Here is a 17,120-nt window from a genome sequence, read left to right as displayed (position 1 = left end):
GAGTAACTTCTGGAATTAGTTTTCAAGGAACCTGTTCAGTTCTCTAAATTCGTCGGATGAAAGAATGACTTCGGTATCGAACACATCAAATCGTTTGAAGTCGTCATCAATAGTCAAAACTGTCTCCACCCCTTCGTCAATCGCTACCTGAGCATAGTACCCGTCCCATCCACCAACATTGGCTTCACTCGCCTGAGCAAAAGCTCCTTGAACTATGTCTTCGGTCATCCCGTCGTACCAATGGATTCGTTTCGCGTCCATAAAATTCTGTAGCAGTCGGGACGCATCTGCATTTGACCGTCCGTAGTACGTCGTCAGGACAGTGTGTGCGCCCAACAGCGTGGGATATGGGACAACGGCATCTATGTCACCAGTGATGGCATCACGGACGTATGAGAGTGCTGCATCACGAACAGGAGCCTCTGTGTGTGCAAGTGCAATCACACCGACATCGAAAAGATACGGGCCACCAACGTCACTCATCACTGTTTTCTTCCACTCCTCTTCGAACAGCGTCTCTGTGTTTCTGAGCAATTGGGTCACTTCCCCTGTCGAGCGGGGTCGTCTCTCTACGTTCTGAAGACGTTTCTTCAACGAGTTGCTCCATGCGTTCGATAATCTTTTCGGGGTTGTCTTCTGGTTCAACGATAGCTTTCCCGCCCTCTTCGTGGATGTCTACCTCTGTACCGGGGTTTATACCAAGACGTTCTCGCACCTCCTGTGGGAGGACAATTCGACCTTTTGAATCCACCTTAGCCATATTCCCACTTAGAGTGGGATAGTCATAACCGTTTCGTTCAGACTACTAATTCCAGTATCCATTCTGAATAATGAAACCGTATTACCAACAACTGTTAAGCCACTAGAAGTTCTCAACAGCCAGAAAGCCCCGGCTGGCTGCACGAACCCCGGCGACGTAAGGAACGGAGAGAGTGAAACGACCGAGGACCGGAGCGAGCCGCAGGAGTGCAGCCAGCCGCCCCCTTTCAGTCCCGCCTATTTGGATTGTCCAACCGGCTTGGCATGGGACTGAAAGGGGCCGTGCTATCGGCTCCGACGACGCAAGCACGCGAAGCGCGCGCAGCGAGTCGCAGGAGCCGATAGCACGGGGGCTTTCTGGCTCTGTTAAGTGCTTGTGCTAAATTAAACACTGCCGTTAGGCCAGCCCGACCGCCTGCAACAGCGAGAACAGCACGTCGCCGTAGGTGAGCGAAACGACAAGCCCGGCGAACATCGGGACGAGGAACGGAATCCCCGGCGAAATCCACACCTCGTCCTGTTCGACAAGCACGTCCAGTCCATCACGGAGTTGCTCCGGCGACGTGCCGTAGGCCGAGTGGTCGATGTCCGCGAGAAACCGCTCGGCACCCCACGGATCGTCGATCTGGTCGGTGGCATCAGTCACGGCCTCCGCCGTGGTACCGTCATCACGACCGTTCGTCCCGTCGCCGGCCACCGGGTCGCCACCGTCGGTCGCCAGCGAGCCGTCGCCGGGATCGTTCGGGACCGCCGGCAGAGAGATCGGACGCCGATGCTGCTCGGGGTCGACACGAATATCAGCGAGTGAGCAGCCGCGCCATTGGAGGTACATCCGGAGGGCATCAAGGTCGAGGCCGCCGCGGTCGAACCCGTCGGGCGATTCGAGCAGCCGGCCGTACTCCTCGGTGACGCTGGCGGCGGCGACGGGCCGCCCGATGAACATCGCCAGCGAAAACCGTCCTCTGGCGAGGTTTCCGGCGGCGACGGCCAGCGGGTAGACGACGCCGGCAAGCACAGTGTTCGAGAGCACCGTCAGCGAGAACACGCCGATAGCGGTCTGCTGGAGCGGGAGCGCGACGCTTGGTATGGGCAGGTAGTACACCGGATAGACGGGAAAGAGAACGGCGACGAGCATGAACGCCTTCGCGTCAGCACCGCCGAAGCCGCCGATGAGCCAGAAGCCGTACGACAGCGGAATGACGAAGCCGAGACTGATCGCGACCCTGATGAGAAACAGGCGCTGGCCGACCGCTGTCGGGCCGGTCCAAACGGAGTAGGCGTCCCACAGCAGGAGTACGACCGCCAGCGCAGCAAGCGGGGTCCAGGTCCGGTTCGGCACCCGGCGGGTTTTCACATCACGGTAGGCCGCCCACCCGAACACCGGGACGGCGACCAGCCGAAGCAGGTCCGGTATCGACCCGAGCACGGCTATACGCAATACAGGGGTGCCCCTAATGGTTCCGGTACGACGGCTGTCGGATGCAGTTGCTGCTGGAAGAAGAAAGTGTAGTGCGCTGCAGGAGCCGCGTTAGATGACGCGGTTCTGCAGGTAATCGAGGTGCTTGGCGTTGTAGACGATCTTGACCTCGTCGGCGTCCGGGCTGCCGATACAGGTCAGGCGAACGTTCTTGTCTTCGACTTCCTCGTCGCTGAGGATCTGCTGCATGTCCATGTCGATGTCGCCTTCGAGAACGATGGCGGCACAGTTCGCACAGGCACCGGCGCGACACGAGAAGGGCCAGTCGTAGCCCTGCGCCTCGGCGGCTTCCAGGATGTACTCGCCTTCGTTCACCTCGAGGGACCCGTAGTCCTCACCGTCGAGGTCCATATCTGACGCCTCTGCGAAGACGTCGTCGTCGTACATGTCCCAGCCGTTATCGTCCACTACTTCGTAGTTAAGGTACTCTACCGTGGGCATCACCTGATTGGTTCGAACCCCGCCCTGTTAGACTTTGCCCTTCGGTTTTAGGCCGTGCAAAATAATGAGGGACAACGCGGGGATTCGTCGGAAACTGACGGCAGTTGTTCGGGGCCGATTACCACTCAGGCGATCGGCAGGAACTTGAACACCAGATAGGCAGCGAGCGTCGCAATCGAGGGGACGATGTTCTGGAGGAAGATCACTCTGGCAGTAGTCCCGGGTTCGAACAGATCCGACGCTGACGGGATGTCATCCCGCGATTCCTCGCCGATGGGTTCGGTCTCTGCTTGCTTTGGCGTCCCCTTCTTGCCGCCGACAGTCGGGGCGTCCGCGGCTTCCGCGTCGGTGGTCAGTGCACCGACGGAGGCGACAGGAGCCTCTCCCTGCACGGTGTCGGAGAGGCGCGTCGTTCGCGTCGCACGACCCCAGCCGAGTCCGACGATGCTCATCGTGGCGATAATGACGAAACTCGCCGGGATACCCAGCGCGGAGAGGAAGGTGACGATAGTCGAGGCGACTGCCGCGACGACGATTGCGGCGACCAGCGGGAGGTCGGTCAGGTCGTTGCCGACCGTGTCCATCGTCCGGCGAGCGATGGTGAACGCACCGAGGCCGATAGCGCCGCCGCCGAGCAAGATAGCCGGGTACAGGTCCAGCGAGCCGTTGCCCACGAGCGGTGCGACGGCGTTGGCGACGTTCGATGCCCCCGCCGAGAAGCCCATGTAACAGCCGATACCGATGACGACGACGGTGCCGACGAACTCGCGTGGCGTCGTGTTTTCACCCAGGCTCGGGCGGGGAACGGCTCCAGACCGGTCGAAATCCAGTAGCGACCCCTCGCTCTGTGAGACGGCGAACCACTCGACGAGACGGGGGTAGAAGTACCGGCCGATGACGCCACTGACCCAGAAGGCGATGATCGGCGAGACGAGCCACCACGAGACGATTTCGAGCATCAGGGCGGCGTTGAGCGTGCCGCGTGCCAGTCCCAGCCCCGCGATGGCCCCGACCGCGGTCATCGATGTTGACGCCGGAACGCCGACCACGTTCGAGAGGAACAGCGCGACGCCGATGAAAAACAGCACGACGATGCTGATGAGCGGCGAGAACTGCGTCGCGACGAGGTCACTGCCCAGGCTCTTGACGACGGCGGGGCCCACGAGGAGGCCGCCGGCCATGGCGAATATCGTCATCAGGGCGGCCGCCGAGAGCTTCGAGAGCGTGTTCGACCCGACGGCGGGGCCGAACGCGACGCCCGTAGAGGAGCCACCGATGTTGAAGCCGACGAAGATAGCCACCAGAACACCGAGGGCAAAGAGAAGTTCGACCATACGGATGCCAGACTCTCACCGGGTTAAAACGTACCGAACGGATAATCGGTCTAGCGCCGGCGATAGCCGCTAGCGGGACCGTTCGTCCGAGCCGCTGTCGGCGGTGTCCGACTCGGCAGTCTCGTCAGCGAGGCGGTCCTCGTCGGCCGGCACCGTCTCCTCGACTTCCGCTGCCGTCTCCTCGACCTCGCTCGCTGTCTGCTTGGCCGCTTCGACCTCGTCGGTAACCGATTCGGCGGTCTGCTTCGCGTCGCTGGTCTTGTCTTTGACCTCCGTGGTCTTGTCTTTCACTTCAGTCGTCCTGTCTTTCGCTTCCGTCGCCTTGTCTTTGACCTCCGTGGTCTTGTCCTTGACTTCGGTCGTCTTATCCTTGACTTCGGTCGTCTTGTCTTTGACTTCGGTCACCTTCTCGGCGGCGTCCTCGTCACCGGTCTCGGTCGCAGTCTGTTCGACTTCGTCAGCCGTCCGCTCGACCTCGTCGGCTGTCTGTTCGACCTCGTCGACGGTTTCTTCCACCTCGTCAGCCGTCTGTTCGACCTCATCCGCCGTCTGCTCGACTTCGTCCGCTGTCTGCTCAACATCCTCGGCGGCCTCGTCGACCGTCTCAGCGGCGTTTTCGACCTCGTCGGCGGTCGTCTCTAGCTCCTCGGCAGTCGTCTCTAGTTGCTCGGCTGCCTCTTCGAGTTCCGCGGCCTTGGTAGCGACGTCCTCGTTTGTCCGCTCGAGGACGTTCGCAAGGACGAGAAACTGCAGCAAGCCGACAACGACGAACGCCGAGATGGCGATGCTCGCAGCGGTCGCAAGCAGTGACTCCGTGCCGGTACCAAGCGATAGAACACCGAACGCGGCCAGTCCCCAGGCCAGCGCCAGACCGACAGCGACGACCAGCACGGCCTGTTCGAAGAGTTGGTATTCGCGCTCGTACCGCCCAAACATGATTGCTTCGAGCCGACGGGCGAGCGGTGTGAGGACAGATGTTGCCAAAACCATAGCTGAACTTTCCTATCACGGCGTAAAAGCATGGGGGTACACTGGGTCAGACAGCCGTCTGTACGCATCGGACCGACACGCTTTCGACCGCCGCCGCCGGACCACCGCCCATGTTTCCCGAGTTCGAGGTCGTCCCCGCGGTCGACATGCAGGACGGACAGGTGGTCCAGCTGGTCGGCGGCGAACGCGGTACGGAGAAGACCTACGGCGACCCGGTCGAGGCCGCACAGCGGTGGGTCGACGCCGGCGCGCGGACGCTCCACCTCGTCGACCTCGACGGCGCGTTCGAGGGCGAGCGACAGAACGCGGCGGCCATCGAAAGCGTCCTCGACGCGGTGGGGTCTGACGTGGACGTGCAGCTCGGCGGCGGCATCCGGACCGCCGAGGACGCCGTCAGCCTGCTGGACCGCGGGCTGGACCGCGTCATCCTGGGTACGGCGGCCGTCGAGACGCCAGAGGTCGTCCGCGAGATCAGCGACGAACACCCCGGCAGCGTGCTGGTGAGCCTCGATGCGAAGGACGGCGAGGTGGTCGTTTCCGGGTGGACTGAAGGAACCGGCCTGGACCCCGCCGAAGCCGCCGCCCGCTACGCCGACCTCGGGGCCGGCGGCATCCTCTTTACCGACGTGGACGTGGAAGGGCAACTCGAAGGGGTTCGGACTGACCCGGTCCGCCGGCTGGTCGACAGCGTCGACATCCCAGTCATCGCAAGCGGCGGCGTCGCGACGATCGACGACGTGCTGGCGCTCCGGTCGGCCGGGGCCGCCGCCGTCGTCGTCGGCAGCGCGCTCTACGAGGGACAGTTCACGCTCGAAGCGGCGATAGACGCCCTCGACGAGGGCTAATCGAGCGAGACGAACGGCAGCGTCGCCCGCGAGTCGGCGCTGTAGGCCAGCGCGTCGGACTGGCTGACACCCGCCGGCGTCGTCAGGTCCATGATTCGCGGGGCGTTCTCGACCGCGTCCGGCTTGGCACCGCCGAAGACGTAGCTCTGGGCTTCTTCGGCGACGGGCCGTAGCGACCCGCGGTCCTCGGACTGCACCATCGCGACGACTTCGAGGTCCCCCGCGTCAGCGCCGCCGACGGCCTCTCTGTCGAGAGTAAGCGTGACTGTCCCCGCGTCCACGTCGACGGCTTCGCCGAGGGAGACCGGGCCCCCGTCAGCGTCGGTCAGCGCCGTGCCGCTGGCGTCGGCCGCGCTCTTGGAGAAGCCGCTGATCTCCAGGCGGTACTGCCACGGCGACTCGAAGTCGACGTTCGCGCCGAGGTCATCGAGGCTGCTCGTCGCCCCGCTGTCAGCGCTCGGGTCGCGAAGCCAGAGGACGAACCACTGCGGCGAGAAGTCGCGGCTGCTGCCGAAGGCGTTGTAAAGGTTTGCCACCTCGAAGGTGAAGCGATGGAGGCTCGGCGTCTGTTCGACCGTCAGCGACTCCAAGTCGAACGCGCCGTCCTCGAAGTCACCGTTGGTCGGATACGTGTACCCGCCGGGACCGGTGTCGTCGCCGGACGGGTCGGCGAGTTCGGCCACCGTCGCCGGTGGCTTGACCGTCACCGTCTCGCTCACCAGCGTCGTGCCGTCCGGGAGCGTGACCGATACGTCGTAGTCGCCGGCCGCGTCGATGCTGTAGCCGAATTCGTACGTGGCGTCGCCGGCGTTCGGCGGGAATCGGACGTTCTCTGTTCCGACGGCCTCGCCGTCGACGTGGAGCGTCACCGTGGTCCCGCCAATGAACGCCCCGTCGTTGCGCCCGGTGGCCCGGATGAACGGCTCCTGAATGAACACCTCGTCGCTGATATCGACATCGACGTTCTGTTCGGGCCGCTCGTACTCGGGCAGGTCGTTGATCTCTTGGCCCGTTGCGCGTCGGAAGCGGACGGCCGTCCCGCCGCTGCCGACCATCGACGCGAGCAGGGTGGTCTCCGGTGTGACGACGGCCTCGTCGACGTGAACGTCGGTCAGGTTCTCGTCGTAGGCCGCGTCGATGCCGTCGGCATAGATCTCGGCGACGTACTTCGGGCCGTTGGGACCGGTATCGTTACCGTTGCCCTTCTCGTTGCCGCTGGCCCCGTTCGTTCCGTTCTTCTCCCCGTTATCGTTCCCCGGCCCCTGCCCGTCGCTGTCCGAGGCGGGCGAGAGGAACTCCAGGGGCACGTCGACGGCGCGGCCGCCCTCGTCGGTCATCGCGCCGAGATACCACTCCTCGCCTTTCTGCCGTGCGGTGACCATGTAGTCGCCGATCTCGGCGTCGATGACGCGCGTGTCGTCCCAGCCGGCGGCCGGCACGTCCTCGATGAACTGGAACGCATCGACGGTCTCACCGCGGATGGGCACCGTCTCAGGTTCGGGCATCGACGCGCTGGGTTCGGTGACCGCCATCGAGTCGAGATTGAAACCGCCGGTGTCCTCGGCGGTCAGCGAGAGCGCGATCTCGTCCCCGTCGCCCGTCAACGAGACGGTCGTCGAGACGCTCTCCCAGACGTTCCAGTACTCGGTGGGCGGGAACGTGAGCTGACCGGCCGCGGAGCCGTTGACCAGTACCGTCGCAGTGCGGTCAGTATCCGGACCGACGGCGTTCTCCTCGGCGTCGCTGGCGTACCGGAAGTGGAGGTCGTACTCGCCCTCGCCGGCGTCCTCGACGGTCCAGGAGACGGTCGCGCCGGGCGCGGCGCTGTTGGGGTCGATGGCGACGTACTGCTCGCCCTGGGCGTTGGCCCAGCGAGCGGCCGTCGAGAAGCCCTCGGTGTCGCCCCACTCGGCCTGGGCGACCTCGCCGACAGCGGTCGTCGACGGCTGGTCGGCCAGATAGGAACTGGGTAAGTCGGCGGCCATCTGGAGGCCGCTGAAGTACGTCGGGTACATCGCCAGTTGCTTCGCGCGGGTGGTCTCGATGCCGCCCGACCCCGAGTCCATGTCGAAGATGCCCGGCGTGTACTCGACCGGCCCGCCTAGCATCCGCGTAAAGGGGAACGTGACGTGGTGCTCGGGGCTCACGTCGCCGAAGGCGTCGTACTCCTGGCCTTTGACCCCCTCGCGGGTCATCAGGTTGGGATACGTCCGTCGGCGGCCGGTCGGATGAATCGGCTCGTGGACGTCGAGCATCTGACGGTTGGCCGCCGCGGTCTCGGCGACCAGCGTGTGGTGGTTGACGAGCACCTGGTTGTGGTGGTTGAACCCCTCGCCCGCGAGGTCGCCGCTGTCGGAGACATAGCCGCTTTTGATGGTCCGGATTCCCAAGTCGTCGTACAGCGAGAAGGCATCGTCTAACTGGGACTCGTAGTTCCGGAAGTCCCCCGCCGTCTCGTTGTGCATCGTCATCTGGGTGGGCGGATCGAGGCTCGGCCCGTAGTCGGTCACTTCCGCCAGGTCGAAGTCCGGATACGGTGTGGAGAAATCGAAACCGCTGCCATCTCCCGGATAGCTCGACCAGCCCTCGTTCCACCCTTCGACGAGAACGCCGGGGATGTCGTGCTCGCTGGCGAAGTCCATGTACTGCTTGGCGCGGCCGGTCTGTGCGCCGTGGTTGCCGGTGACGGTGCCGTCATCGTTCGTCGTGTACTCCCACTGCGCGCGGCCGGTGATCATCAGCCACCAGACGCCGATGAACTTCTGGGGCTCGATCCAGTCGACGCCCTGGGTGAACACCGACTCGTCGTAGTCATCGTTGAGGTTCACCACCAGGTTCGACTCGACGAGGTCGCCGGCGCTGGTCCCCACCTGGACCGTGCGCCACGGGGTGACGTGCGGGGCCGAGGCCGACACCTTCGTCCCGTCAGGTAGCGGCGCGAGCGTCGATTCGAAGGTCGTGTCGCCGGCGTCCGACGACGTGAGCGCGAGCGAGGCGTAGTCGGTGAGGTCGGCCTCGTGGACGGCGAGATAGCGGCCGTCATCGGTCCGCATCGTCATCGGCGTGTGGACGCCGTCGAAACTGGTGTCGTCCAGTTCGCCAGCGACCTCGCTCAGCGGCGTCTCCTCGTACTCCACCTCGAAGTTGTTGTAGTCGTTGGGGATCCACCAGGAGGTGTAGTCCCCGGCGAAGTTGTACTCGGTCCGCTCGGCGGTGATGACGAACTGGTCGCCGAAGGGCTCTCCGAAGATAAACCGGAAGCCGACACCGTCGTCGAACACCCGGAAGACGAGCGTACCGAACCGCTCCGGGCCGGCCGATTCCGCGATTCCCAGACGGAGCTCCGTGTACCGCTCCGGAATTTCGTCGTAGCGGTCCCAGACCGGCGTCCAGGTGGTGTCGACTTCGGTCCGCTCGCTCCCTGTCACTGCCAGACCGGAGCCAAAGGCGTCCTGATTCTGGAACTCGAAGCCCAGTTCGGACTCTTCGATGAGCGTGGTGTCGTCGTGCGTGACCTCGTACGTTACCACGCCGTCTGAGACGTCCACGGAGAGCGTCACCGTCCCGTCGGGCGACGGGACGGTCCGTGTGGGCGAATCGTCGCCGTCTGTTACCTGTGCGGCAGCGTCGTCGGACACGGAGACCGAGAACGCTGATGCGGCCAGCAGCGACCCGACGCCCCTGAGGAACTGTCTTCGACTCTGACTGGAGTTGAGAGGTAATTGTTCATCAACCATCATTGCTGTCATCAGAGGGATACTTAATAAAAGTTAACCCAGATCTCAGTTAGTCGTTCGCCGACCGTCGAGAACCGGAATGGCATTGAATGGCAGTACCCTTACTGAGCGCTTGTCACGGAGAAGTAAGCCAAACCGGGCCGTATCCGTTCGCCCGCTCCAGTTCCAGACGGGGTCAGCCCTCGATCGAGTCGGCCGTGCTGACGTGCATGCCGACAAACTGCCACTCGCGCGCCCCACCGGTGGCTTCGAGGGTCCCGCTCCAGCGGGTGCCGTACTCGTGACGGACCGTGCCTTCGGTGTCGGTCCAGCACAGTACCACGTCGTCGCTGAACCAGGCGTAGCCCTCGCGTTCCGTCACCCGGAGCGCGCGGCTGTCGACGGTCCAGTCCATCGTCGTCTCGGTCTGCGCTCGCAGCCCCGCTCTGACGGCGTCAGTCCCGACCAGCTGTTCGGAGATGCCGAACTTGACGACCGAGCGGTCCGTATCGGGGGCGAAAAAGGGGCCGAGCGGCTCGCCGGCCCGGAGCGCCTCGTAGTAGGCCTCGATAGTCGCGCTTGCGTTCATACTCGGCTCTACGGCCTGTAGCCCCTTCACTGGCCGCGCCCGGCGGCCGCGACCGACCCGCAATCCTTACGCCCGGGACGGCCACACGGACGTGTATGACAGAGGCGACGGGAATCGTCGGGGAGTTCCTCACACTCAAGGAGGGGACTGACGCGGACCTGCTGGCGATGCAGTGTGGCGACTTCTACGAGTTCTTCGCCGAGGACGCCGAGATCGTCGCCGACGAGCTCGACCTGAAGGTGAGCCAGAAATCCTCGCACGGCTCGTCGTATCCGATGGCGGGGGTCCCGGTCGACGACCTGACGCCGTACGTCTCCGCACTGGTCGAGCGGGGCTACCGGGTCGCTATTGCTGACCAACACGAAACCGAAAACGGCCACGCCCGCGAGATAACGCGGGTCGTGACGCCGGGGACACATCTGGAGACCGGCGACGAATCGGCGCAGTACCTCGCCGCGGTTGTCCGGGAGACCAGCCGGGACGGCGGTGACACCTACGGCATCGCCGCGACAGACGTGACCACGGGCCAGTTCCAAGTCACACAGCTTGATGACGCCGACACGGGCGAGGCGCTGACCGAACTCTACACGTTCGCACCGGCAGAGATTCTTCCCGGACCGGAGTTGCGGAACGACGACGAGTTTCTGGACCGGTTACGCGATCGGACGGACGCAGCGCTGACGCTCCACGATTCGGCGTCGTTCGAGCCGGGTCGAGCGAGCCATACCGTCCGCGAACAGTTCGGGAGCGAGACGGTCGACAGCGTCGGTATCGGTGATCAAGACGTGGCACTGCGAGCCGCCGGGGCGGTGCTATCCTACGTTGAGGACACCGGCGTCGGGACGCTGGCGGCGGTCACGCGCCTGCAAGCGTACGGCGAGCGCGACCACGTCGACCTCGATGCGACGACCCAGCGGAACCTCGAACTCACCGAGACGATGCAGGGCGACAGCTCGGGATCGCTGTTCGACACCATCGACCACACGGTCACGGCCGCCGGCGGGCGACTGCTCCAGCAATGGCTCCAGCGACCACGGCGAAACCGGGCTGAGCTCCGACGGCGGCAGTCCTGCGTAGCGGCGCTGTCGGAGGCGGCGATGGCCCGCGAGCGGATCCGGGAGACGCTGTCGGATGCATACGACCTCGAACGGCTGGCGGCGCGGGCCACGTCGGGCAGTGCGGACGCGCGGGACCTGCGAGCGGTCCAGGAGACCCTGTCACTGTTGGGGCAGGTCGCTGATGCCGTGACCGAAACCGAGCGGCTGGCCGAGTCGCCCCTTGCCGACGCCCTCGACGGGGCTGACCGTGAGGCAGCCGATTCGACGGCGGCGGAACTCGACAGCGCGCTGGTCGCGGACCCGCCGGGGACAGTGCGCCAGGGCGGCCTGTTCAAGCGGGGGTACGACGACGACCTCGACGAGATCATCGACGAGCACGAGGCCGCCCTAGAGTGGCTGGAGACCCTGCCGGACCGCGAGAAGGAGCGGACCGGCATCACCCACCTCTCGGTCGACCGGAACAAGACCGACGGCTACTACATTCAGGTCGGCAAGAGCGAAACCGACGCCGTTCCCGAGAAGTACCAGCATATCAAGACGCTGAAGAACTCCAAACGCTACACGACGCCCGAACTCGACGAGAAAGAACGGGACGTGTTACGCTTGGAGGAGCGCCGCCACGACATGGAGTACGAGCGGTTCCAGGAACTCCGAGCGCGGGTGGCCGAGCGCGCGACGTTGCTGCAGGACGTGGGCCGAACGCTGGCGGAACTGGACGCGTTCGCGTCGCTTGCAGTCCACGCCGTCGAGAACGACTGGACCCGGCCGGCGGTCGCCGAGGGCAACGAACTGTCCATCGAAGCTGGCCGCCACCCGGTCGTCGAGCAGACTACCGAGTTCGTCCCGAACGACCTCTACATGGACGACGACCGGCAGTTCCTCATCGTCACCGGGCCGAACATGAGCGGGAAATCGACGTACATGCGCCAGGCCGCGCTCATCACGCTGCTCGCCCAGGTAGGCAGTTTCGTGCCGGCGCGGTCGGCGACGGTCGGCCTCGTAGACGGCATCTTCACGCGTGTCGGCGCGCTGGACGAGCTCGCACAGGGCCGCTCGACGTTCATGGTCGAGATGCAGGAGCTGTCGAACATCCTCCACTCGGCCACCGAGGAATCACTCGTGATACTGGACGAGGTGGGCCGCGGGACGGCTACCTTCGACGGTATCTCTATCGCCTGGGCGGCAACGGAGTACATCGTCAACTCTATTCAGTCGAAGACGCTGTTTGCGACCCACTACCACGAACTGACGGCGCTGGGCGAGGAACTGCCGACCGTCGAAAACGTCCACGTCGCGGTCGACGGCGAGCCGCGGTCTGCGGAAGGGGACGGCGATGTGACGTTCCTCCGGACCGTTCGGGACGGGCCGACCGACCGCTCCTACGGCGTCCACGTCGCCGACCTCGCCGGCGTCCCCGAACCGGTCGTCGACCGGTCACAGGACGTACTCGACCGGCTACGCGACGACAAAGCTATCGAGATTCGTGGAAGCGAGGGGGACAGCGGCGGGACGACACAGGCCGTCTTCGACCTGGATTCGGGGCAGTTCAGGGACGGTGCGGGCCAGTCGGGCGACGCATCGGCCGGCGCTGACGAGCCGGTAGCGACTGACGGCAGCCCGGAACACGTGCCCGGAGAGGACACGGTCGAGGCCCCCGATGACGAGGGAGCAGCGTCGCTCGACCCTGAGACGGAGGCCGTTCTCTCGGAGCTGACCGACCTAGATGTCAACGAGACGCCGCCGGTCGAGCTGATGGCGAAAGTGCAGGAGTGGCAGGCCGAACTGGACGACGCGTAGCGGCGTCGGCTGATTTTCAACGGCGATACTCGCGCCCGAACATCTATACGGTAGTTGTCACTGGTGAGAGGCAATGACTGACCGGATCCGCGTGCTCCACGTCGACGACGATCCGACTGTTGTCGAGGCGGCCGAAACCGCTCTCGAACGGAAGCACGACGGTGTCACGGTCGAGACGGCGTCGAGCGTCACTGACGGAACCAAGCGACTCGACGGCGGTGCGTTCGACTGCGTCGTCTCCGGCTACGACCTGCCGGAACGGACCGGTCTCGGGTTCCTCGAAGCGGTCGGCGAACGGTATCCGGACCTGCCGTTCGTCCTGTTCACCAGCGAAGGGAGCGAGGCAGTCGCCAGCAAAGCGGTTTCGGCCGGTGTCACCGAGTACGTCCGGGCCGACGCCGGATCCGACCCGTACGCACGACTCGCGGACAGCGTCGTCGGTGCTGTCGAACGGACGCGCGAGCGTGACGAAACCGCCCGCTCCGGCGGTGACGCGCGCGACGACACGCGGCGCGAGCGCGCTATCGAAGAGTTACACACCACCGCCAGGGCGTTCATGCGGGCCACAAGCGAGGACGCAATCGCCCAGATCATGGTCGATGCGGCACGGACCATCCTCAATATGCCGGCCAACGCGGTGCATTTCGCCGACGACAACGGCCTGTCTCCGGTCACCTGGACCGACCAGGTCGAGGAACTCATCGGCGTCCCGCCGGTGTTCACGCCCGGTGACGGGCTTGCGTGGCAGGCCTTCGAAACCGGCGAGACGCGAATCCACGACGATATCAGTTCGAACCCGAACCGGTACAATCCGGACACGGACATCCGCAGCGAACTCCTGCTCCCGCTCGGGGACCACGGCGTCCTCCTCATCGGCTCATGCGAGGTCAGTGCGTTCGACGACACGGATGTCACGCTCGCACAGACGCTCTCAGTCCATGCGAAAGCGGCGCTTGACCGCCTCGACCGCGAGCGCCAGCTCCGCGAGGAACGGGAGTTCATCGACCAGGCGCTCGACACCCTCGATGACCTGTTCTACGTCATCAACGCGGACGGGAGCTTCCGGCGGTGGAACAAGCGCCTCCCCGAGGTCACGGGGTACAGCGACGCCGAGATTACTGAGCTGGAAGTCTGTGAGTTCTTCCCCGCGGACGAGCGGGAAACGATTCACGGGGCGATAGACCAGGCGCTAAATCAGGGGCGGACGACCGTCGAAGCCGAGATCCGGACCGCCGACGGTGAGCTCGTCCCCTACGAGTTCACCGGCACCCGGCTGACGGATACCGACGGAGAGATAGCCGGAGCGGTCGGTATCGGACGGGACATCTCCCAGCGCAAGGCCTACGAACAGCGGCTGGAACGCCAGAACGAGCGCCTCGATGAGTTTACAAGCATCGTCAGCCACGACCTCCGAAACCCGCTGACAGTCGCGGAGGGGAATCTGGAACTGGCCAAAACAGAATGTGACAGCGACGCGCTCGACAAGGTATCGCGCGCCCACGAGCGAATGCGAGCGCTGATAGAGGACCTCTTGACCTTCGCCCGCGCCGGCGAAACGGCGACTGACCTCGAATCCGTCGCGCTCGCAGACATCGCTGAAGAATGCTGGCAGACCGTGGAAGGGGACCGGGGGACGCTCGTCGTCGAAACCGACTGTCAGATCCAAGCTGATACGGCGAAACTCCGCCGGCTGCTGTCGAACCTCCTCCGGAACAGCGTGGAACACGGGTCCACTGACGCTCAGGTACCGTCCGGCCGCGCCGCGGAACACGACGGGGAGAACATAACCGTGCAAGTCGGGGCCGTCGAGGACGCGGATCGACACGGCTTCTATGTCGCCGACGACGGGCCAGGCATCCCGGAGGACGACCGCGAGCAGGTGTTCGAAGAGGGCTACTCGACCGGCGAGAACGGGACCGGGTTCGGGCTCAAAATCGTTCAGCGGCTCGCAGAGGTCCACGGGTGGACGGTCACAGCCACCGAGAGCGAGGCCGGCGGCGCGCGCTTCGAGGTGACGGGTCTCGAACCTGCCTGAGCAGACAGGCCAGTCGCCGAGTGCGGAACAGCGACACCGACGGCAGACCCGCCACAGGACGTGACTGACCTTTTGGGTCTGAAGCCCTCAGTGATGGTAATGTCATCCCAGCGCCCTCCTCGGCAGGGCTCGCGGACCGCCGAGCAGTCGGCTGCGCCGAGGGACGGAGCGACGCCCGCACTCGCCGTCGAGGGGCTATCGAAGCAGTTCGGCAGCGGTGCGGATGCGGTGACGGCCGTCGACGACGTGTCGTTTCGTATCGAGCAGGGCACGGTCGTCGGCCTGCTGGGACCCAACGGCGCGGGCAAGACGACGACGATAAAATCAATTCTCGGGCTGGTGTTGCCTGATTCCGGGAGTGTTCGGATACAGGGTATCGACATGAGCGAGCACCCGCGAGCGGCCTACCGTCACGTCGACGGGATGCTCGAAGGGGCGCGAAACGACTACTGGCGGCTGACTGTCCGGGAGAACCTGCGCTATTTCTCGACGATCAAGGGTGTCAAGCCGGATGCCGTCGCCGACCGGCACGAGCGCCTGCTGGCGAAACTCGACCTCCTGGAGAAGGCCGACGAGCCGGTTCGGGACCTCTCACGCGGGATGAAACAGAAGGTGTCGCTGGCTAGCGTCCTGGCCAGCGAGTCCGACCTAGTGTTTCTCGACGAACCGACGCTGGGACTCGACGTGGAGAGCTCGCTGACGCTGCGTCGGGAACTACGCCGCATCGTCGACGAGCGCGATCTCACGGCCGTCGTCAGCAGCCACGACATGGACGTCATCGAAGACGTCTGTGACCGGGTCATCATCATGAATGAGGGAGAGATCATCGCCGATGACAGCGTGCCGGCCGTACTCGACCAGTTCACCGCGAACGCGTTCGCCGTTACCAGTCCGGATATCACCGATGACCTGCTGACGATGATCCGGGAGCGCTTCGAGGTGGTCGATGTGACGAGCGCCGAACGAGGCAAGCGCGTCGAGGTAGCGACCGACAGTAACGGGTTCTACCGCCTGCTGGCCCTGTGCCGGGACCACAACGTGACGCTGACCGGTGTCGGCACGGTCGAACCGGACCTGGAGGACGTGTTCGTCGAAATCACGGGGCAAGAACGATGAGGGAGGCGGAATCAGGCAGATGACTGCGAGTGCTGACCGCGCGGACAACACCGCCATGCGAGCAGGCTATCTCGACCTCGCACGGGCGGTGCTGTACCGCGAGTACCTCATCTTCGTCCGCTATCCGGCCAACGCCATCGGCGGCATCGTCATCTCGGTGTTCTTCTTCGGCCTGCTGTTCTACGGCGGTCGGATGCTTGCCGGGCAGGCGATAACAGACTCTATCGAGGGCATCATCGTCGGCTACTTCCTGTGGTCGCTTTCCGTCGGCGCGTACCAGTCAATCTCGAACGATATCGGGAGCGAGGCCCAGTGGGGAACGCTCGAACGGCACGTCATGACGCCGTTTGGCTTCGCACCGGTCGCGTTCTGCAAGGGCGTCGCGAAAGTCGTCCGGACGTTCCTCACCTCCACGGTGGTGCTTGCGGTGATGCTTGCGATTACCGGGACGACGCTCCAGTTGAACGTCCTTACTGTTGTCGTCGTCGCGTCGCTGACTATCGCCTCGGTGCTTGGTCTGGGATTCGCTGCCGGCGGCGTCGCGGTGCTGTACAAGCGTATCGGGAACTGGCTCAATCTGCTCCAGTTCGGGTTCATCATCCTCATCTCCGCGCCCGTGTTCGAACTCGGCTGGACGCGGGTCCTGCCGCTGGCCCACGGGAGCGCGCTCCTCCAGCGGGCGATGGTCGACGGGACCCGAATCTGGCAGTTCTCGGCCCTCGACCTGGGGCTCCTCGTCGGTGTCCCGGCCGGCTACGTACTGCTGGGGTACGTCGTGTTTCAGTACACGACCCGGCGGGCCAGACGACTCGGCGTACTCGGCGACTACTGACTGCGGTGGACAGGAGGTTTTACTTGAGATGCCGGTTATGTGATAGGTAACACTCCCGCTCGGGCTGCGCACACAGCGTCGGACGGCCCCAGCCCTGTACCCGACAAATGGTCACTCGATATCTCTCATCC

The 17,120-nt window shown here is 64.6% G+C and carries 13 protein-coding genes; 5 read left to right on the top strand and 8 right to left on the bottom strand.

Features of this window, described 5'->3' with window-relative positions; genetic code table 11:
• Positions 1 to 15: 15 nt before the first annotated feature.
• The 6 genes from C444_RS01875 to C444_RS01855 form a co-directional block, all read right to left on the bottom strand.
• Positions 16 to 483, bottom strand: coding sequence for a type II toxin-antitoxin system VapC family toxin (locus C444_RS01875; RefSeq protein WP_080509664.1), 468 nt, complete (start codon positions 481 to 483; stop codon positions 16 to 18).
• The gene (locus C444_RS20965; protein ID WP_080509663.1) at positions 476 to 760 is read right to left on the bottom strand and encodes an AbrB/MazE/SpoVT family DNA-binding domain-containing protein; all 285 of its coding nucleotides are present in this window, start codon (positions 758 to 760) and stop codon (positions 476 to 478) included. Before C444_RS20965 ends, C444_RS01875 begins: the two co-directional genes overlap by 8 nt.
• Before the next feature lie 396 nt (positions 761 to 1,156).
• Entirely contained in the window at positions 1,157 to 2,185 is a 1,029-nt protein-coding gene (locus C444_RS01870; RefSeq protein ID WP_004590523.1) for an A24 family peptidase, read from the bottom strand.
• Positions 2,186 to 2,287: 102 nt separating this feature from the next.
• Complete coding sequence (gene fer1, locus C444_RS01865; protein ID WP_004590522.1) at positions 2,288 to 2,677, bottom strand: ferredoxin Fer1; 390 nt, start codon at positions 2,675 to 2,677, stop codon at positions 2,288 to 2,290.
• 125 nt (positions 2,678 to 2,802) lie between these two features.
• Positions 2,803 to 4,011, bottom strand: a complete 1,209-nt coding sequence (locus C444_RS01860; protein ID WP_004590521.1) for an inorganic phosphate transporter — start codon at positions 4,009 to 4,011, stop codon at positions 2,803 to 2,805.
• A gap of 69 nt (positions 4,012 to 4,080) precedes the next feature.
• A complete protein-coding gene (locus C444_RS01855) occupies positions 4,081 to 5,001 on the bottom strand; it encodes a hypothetical protein (RefSeq protein ID WP_004590520.1) in 921 nt (306 codons plus the stop codon).
• Positions 5,002 to 5,111: 110 nt separating this feature from the next.
• Here C444_RS01855 and hisA point away from each other — a divergent pair, with 110 nt between their 5' ends.
• Positions 5,112 to 5,846 (top strand): 1-(5-phosphoribosyl)-5-[(5-phosphoribosylamino)methylideneamino]imidazole-4-carboxamide isomerase, encoded by a 735-nt coding sequence (hisA, locus tag C444_RS01850; protein WP_004590519.1) that lies wholly within the window; start codon positions 5,112 to 5,114, stop codon positions 5,844 to 5,846.
• On the opposite strand, the gene C444_RS01845 is transcribed toward hisA, so the two are convergent.
• Positions 5,843 to 9,586: a glycoside hydrolase family 97 catalytic domain-containing protein gene (locus C444_RS01845; protein ID WP_004590518.1), complete on the bottom strand. Its 3,744-nt coding sequence runs from the start codon at positions 9,584 to 9,586 to the stop codon at positions 5,843 to 5,845. The two genes, hisA and C444_RS01845, sit on opposite strands and share 4 nt — an antisense overlap.
• Before the next feature lie 172 nt (positions 9,587 to 9,758).
• Entirely contained in the window at positions 9,759 to 10,151 is a 393-nt protein-coding gene (locus tag C444_RS01840) for a nuclear transport factor 2 family protein (RefSeq protein ID WP_004590517.1), read from the bottom strand.
• A gap of 95 nt (positions 10,152 to 10,246) precedes the next feature.
• Between C444_RS01840 and mutS the strand changes: the two genes are divergently transcribed.
• The 4 genes from mutS to C444_RS01820 all read left to right on the top strand — a co-directional run bounded on the left by mutS (position 10,247) and on the right by C444_RS01820 (position 16,989).
• Complete coding sequence (gene mutS, locus C444_RS01835; protein WP_004590516.1) at positions 10,247 to 13,006, top strand: DNA mismatch repair protein MutS; 2,760 nt, start codon at positions 10,247 to 10,249, stop codon at positions 13,004 to 13,006.
• 73 nt (positions 13,007 to 13,079) lie between these two features.
• On the top strand, positions 13,080 to 15,041 hold the full coding sequence (locus tag C444_RS01830) for a hybrid sensor histidine kinase/response regulator (RefSeq protein ID WP_004590515.1): 1,962 nt from the start codon (positions 13,080 to 13,082) through the stop codon (positions 15,039 to 15,041).
• A 99-nt stretch (positions 15,042 to 15,140) separates the two neighbouring features.
• Positions 15,141 to 16,157 (top strand): ABC transporter ATP-binding protein, encoded by a 1,017-nt coding sequence (locus tag C444_RS01825; protein ID WP_004590514.1) that lies wholly within the window; start codon positions 15,141 to 15,143, stop codon positions 16,155 to 16,157.
• Positions 16,158 to 16,176: 19 nt separating this feature from the next.
• Positions 16,177 to 16,989 (top strand): hypothetical protein, encoded by an 813-nt coding sequence (locus C444_RS01820; RefSeq protein WP_004590513.1) that lies wholly within the window; start codon positions 16,177 to 16,179, stop codon positions 16,987 to 16,989.
• Positions 16,990 to 17,120: the final 131 nt, after the last annotated feature.

The sequence above is a fragment of the Haloarcula japonica DSM 6131 genome (assembly GCF_000336635.1).
In the GTDB taxonomy this organism is placed as follows: domain Archaea; phylum Halobacteriota; class Halobacteria; order Halobacteriales; family Haloarculaceae; genus Haloarcula; species Haloarcula japonica.
This window is presented reverse-complemented; position numbering and strand designations above follow the sequence as displayed.